This is a genomic window from uncultured Planktosalinus sp. (assembly GCF_963973675.1).
In the GTDB taxonomy this organism is placed as follows: Bacteria; Bacteroidota; Bacteroidia; order Flavobacteriales; family Flavobacteriaceae; genus Planktosalinus.
Genome location: NZ_CAXBAN010000261.1, coordinates 1 through 3,914, shown reverse-complemented (window position 1 = coordinate 3,914; position 3,914 = coordinate 1). Strand labels below are relative to the sequence as shown.

The 3,914-nt window shown below is 38.1% G+C and carries 5 protein-coding genes and 1 pseudogene; all 6 read right to left on the bottom strand.

Translation table 11 applies throughout. The annotated features are described in order from the left end of the window. Nucleotides 1-189 (bottom strand): GIY-YIG nuclease family protein (locus AACY61_RS10125; RefSeq protein WP_339611463.1); only part of this gene is annotated, 189 nt, incomplete at its 3' end. A gap of 95 nt (nt 190-284) precedes the next feature. Then, nucleotides 285-575 (bottom strand): 1,2-phenylacetyl-CoA epoxidase subunit PaaB, encoded by a 291-nt coding sequence (gene paaB, locus AACY61_RS10120; protein ID WP_339611462.1) that lies wholly within the window; start codon nt 573-575, stop codon nt 285-287. A gap of 51 nt (nt 576-626) precedes the next feature. Then, nucleotides 627-986: a four helix bundle protein gene (locus AACY61_RS10115; RefSeq protein ID WP_339611461.1), complete on the bottom strand. Its 360-nt coding sequence runs from the start codon at nt 984-986 to the stop codon at nt 627-629. A gap of 75 nt (nt 987-1,061) precedes the next feature. Next, a complete protein-coding gene (paaA, locus tag AACY61_RS10110; protein WP_339611460.1) occupies nt 1,062-2,018 on the bottom strand; it encodes a 1,2-phenylacetyl-CoA epoxidase subunit PaaA in 957 nt (318 codons plus the stop codon). Between the two features lie 34 nt (nt 2,019-2,052). Next, complete coding sequence (locus AACY61_RS10105) at nt 2,053-3,312, bottom strand: T9SS type A sorting domain-containing protein (protein ID WP_339611459.1); 1,260 nt, start codon at nt 3,310-3,312, stop codon at nt 2,053-2,055. Nucleotides 3,313-3,317: 5 nt separating this feature from the next. Then, a pseudogene (locus AACY61_RS10100) lies at nt 3,318-3,914 on the bottom strand (hypothetical protein); the annotation flags it as partial.

Sequence of the window (3,914 nt, the reverse complement as noted above, 5' to 3'; positions counted from 1 at the left end):
GTCACAGTTAAACTTTGCAGTAAATGAGTTTTTATAAAGCTTGTTTTTATGTTCTTGTACTCTTGATTCAATGTGATCTGTTACGCCAACATAGAGGACTCCGTTTGGTTTGTTTGTCATCATATAAACGAACCACACTCCCGCAAAGGCGGGAGTCTTCTTGTTATTATTATCAAACCTTTCGTTCATGAATGTTTTGATTTAACTTAAAAAGTCTCGTGTTTTGATTGACGAGATTAGCTACGCTGAATCTTCGATTTCCCGCCTTCGCGGGAATTTGGGGACTACATATGTTTCAACTCATCAGGCAACTCATAAAAGGTGGGATGGCGGTACACCTTATCTGCGGCGGGCTCAAAGAATTCGCCGTTTTCTTCGGGGTTGGAGGCTGTGATGTTTTTAGACTCCACGACCCAAATGCTTACGCCTTCACTGCGCCGTGTATAAACATCACGGGCGTTTTCAAGTGCCATTTCGGCATCGGCGGCATGCAGACTACCGAAGTGACGGTGTTCCAATCCGTTTTTACTTCTTACGAAGATTTCCCAGAGGGGCCAGTTTTTCTTTTCTGTCATAGTATTAAGTATTGAGTATTGAGTATTGAGTTAAAAAACACAATATCAATCCTATTTGTTAATATTTAAATGTTTTAATAATGCAAAGTTCATTTTTTGAACTTCAATAACTTCTTTAAGTATTGGTTGAACTAAGTCTTCTGAAACTAAATTTAGTCTGTAAGCGAGTATTAACTGAGTATAGAGTTCATATGATGAACCATTAGCAATACCCAAAAAGTTTTTAAATTCAGCAGGATTGTTCCTGCCGGCTCCTTCTGCAATATTTGACGGAACAGAAACAGCACTTCTCCTAATTTGACTTGTCAAACCATATTTTTCTGCCACAGGAAACGAAGCAGAAAGTTTATAAGTCTCTTCAGCAATATTTATTGCCTTATTCCATACTTTCAAATCTTCTAAAATATGCATATCAAACTGTTTTAAATAAAATTAAATCACTTTAATCTTAATTCTATCTCATTACTCAATACTCACTACTAATTACTAAGATGCTTTTTCAACCTTCTTTGCCTCCTGCTTCTCCGCGTAAGCCATCGCAGCATCACGCACCCATTCTCCATTGTTCCATGCGTTGACTCGGGCTGCAATACGTTCTTTGTTGCAGGGGCCATGGCCTTTTACCACTTGCCAGAACTCATCCCAGTCGATTGGTCCAAAATCATAATGACCAGTTTCATCGTTCCATTTTAAATCGGGATCAGGGATGGTGATTCCTAAAATATCTGCTTGTGGTACGGTCTGGTCAACGAATTGCTGACGGAGTTCGTCGTTTGTTTTTCGCTTTAGCTTCCATTTCATGGATTGTGCTGTGTGCACAGATTCGTCGTCAGTAGGTCCCAGCATCATCAATGACGGCCACCACCAGCGGTTTAGGGCGTCTTGTGCCATGGCTTTTTGCTCTGGTGTTCCGTTACAGAGTGTTAGCATAATTTCATATCCCTGACGTTGATGGAAACTTTCTTCCTTGCACACACGTACCATCGCACGGGCGTAAGGACCAAAAGAAGTATTACACAAGGGTACCTGATTGATAATGGCGGCACCGTCAACCAACCAGCCAATGGCTCCCATATCTGCCCAAGTTAGCGTTGGGTAGTTGAATATACTGGAATATTTTGCTTTTCCTGTGTGCAGTTGCTCATAGAGTTCGTCTCTTGAAATACCTAAAGTTTCACAGGCGCTGTACAAGTACAAACCGTGACCGGCTTCATCCTGTACTTTGGCGAGCAATGCCACTTTTCTGCGTAAGGAAGGTGCACGGGAAATCCAGTTGCCTTCAGGGAGCATACCTACAATTTCAGAATGGGCGTGCTGTGAGATTTGCCTGATGTGTGTTTGCCGGTACTTTTCTGGCATCCAATCTTTGGGTTCGATTTTTTCGTCACGCGCTATTTTGGCTTCGAAAATTTGTTCGAGATTCTTGATTTCTTTTTCGCTCATAGTTTTATAGTATTAAAAATAGTTTAAAGTCTAATTAACGTTGAATAAAAATTTGTTTTACAAGTTCATATTCCTTATTAAAATTTTTGATAAAATAAATCCTATTTTGGAAAGATGATGTGTTTATTTTCAAACTATAACTATCATTAAAAAAAGTTTCTTTAATTTTTTGACCATAAATGTCGTATAACTCAACCTGAGAATTGATATTCTCATTATTCTTATTAACTATGTTGATTTCATTAATTGCAGGAACTGGATACACAGTGAAGTGGTCATTAAATTCTGGTGACACAAAATTGTTTATGTCTTGTACGATAAATTTCACGTGTGTATAGCGATTACTGCCACACTCATCAACTATATTAAACTTAAATACAATTTCTGCATTCAATTTATTAGGTAAAAAATAAAAATTTAAATTTGTTGCATAAGAAGACCAACTATCAAGTGCATTTTGACTATCAGAATATAGTTCCCAATAAGGGTTACTCGAGCCCATTGGCATGTTATGGGTGGCTAAGACATATTGAGGAATTGGCAAGCTATAAGGATCATCCTCGCCTGGTAAAAAATTATCCCCCCACTCGCTTTGTAAACTGAATGTTCCTCCGTTTGGAGGATACACTTGGTAGGTGCCACCATTAGGATTTTGACCGCCGGATCCACCCGGATACGGGTCTTGTTCATTACCTAAAATTTCCTGAAAAATAAAGTTTGACGCAGTTTCAGACAAAAACATATGTGGTTCGTTAACAGATGGTGTGGAATAATAACTATCAAAAGGCGTATTACCTGAGCAAACTAAATTTGCAAAAATATTCTGAAATAAGTTTGGGTTACCTTGAAAATCAATAGCACTCTTAGTTGGGATGAAACTAAATGTTTCTGTGCTTAACTCTTGATTAATACCAACCAATAACCATTCAAAATTAAAATCAATAAAGTCAAAAACCCTGTCATCCAACTCCTCAACTCCAACAGTTCCCCCAGGTGCATTTTCAAGGCTCCCGATTGAGCTCTGAGTACTTATATAGGCATTCCTTTGGTGGATGTTCAACAATCCAAAAAGTTTTAATCTCCATTTAAATACCCTTGCACTTCCAGAGTTTTTTGTAAAATTTAATTGAAGATTTCCGGTGTATGCAGTATGTGTAAACGGTATTATTGGAATTGACGGTATATACACGTGTGCTTTGCCCTCATAATATTTTTGATTTATCCCATTTATTCCAGAACCCTTCATACTGCCATTAACTATTGAAATATTTCTAGTGTTTTGTGGGTACCCCATGGAGTTTAAGTTGTTATAAATGTATTGTAAAAGGAAGTATTATTATAATGATATTTCAACATTTGCTTGGTGGCCGGTTGATTCAATTCATCTTCAAGACTAGCCAATTCAGGTTTTAACCATGCAGGCACCAAATCATCTATAAGCTTAACTGTATGCTGAACCCCGGAAGGCACATTAGCTCCCTGATGCGGACTGTCAACTGAAATATATAAATCTACATCATGAGGTATGTTGTTATTTTCCATATACCGCAACGCATAGCGAGCCACCAACCCACCCATACTAAAACCAATAATTTTGGTTGGCTCGGCACTACTGCTTTTACTGGTATTAACCATCTCAATAAGTTTCACCAGTACCATCGCGTTACGCTCTATATAATCAGTACCTCCTTTTACTGTTTTACCGTTGACAACACGGGGCTCAAAGTTAAGGGTGATTATATCATGTCCTTCATTCCTAATATCAACACCTAAGCTATTAACATTAAGAATATCATATAAATCAAAAACATCATTACTATCACTTGGGTCATAACCTTCTACCACAATAACAGGTTTGGTTAAACAGGTTGTACCGGAAAAATTTCTGTAGCTTCC

What these genes read in the sequence shown, in the direction of transcription:
- paaA (WP_339611460.1), bottom strand. Translation starts at nt 2,018, where the DNA reads ATGAGCGAAAAAGAAATCAAGAATCTCGAACAAATTTTCGAAGCCAAA.
- paaB (WP_339611462.1), bottom strand. Translation starts at nt 575, where the DNA reads ATGACAGAAAAGAAAAACTGGCCCCTCTGGGAAATCTTCGTAAGAAGT.
- AACY61_RS10105 (WP_339611459.1), bottom strand. Translation starts at nt 3,312, where the DNA reads ATGGGGTACCCACAAAACACTAGAAATATTTCAATAGTTAATGGCAGT.
- AACY61_RS10115 (WP_339611461.1), bottom strand. Translation starts at nt 986, where the DNA reads ATGCATATTTTAGAAGATTTGAAAGTATGGAATAAGGCAATAAATATT.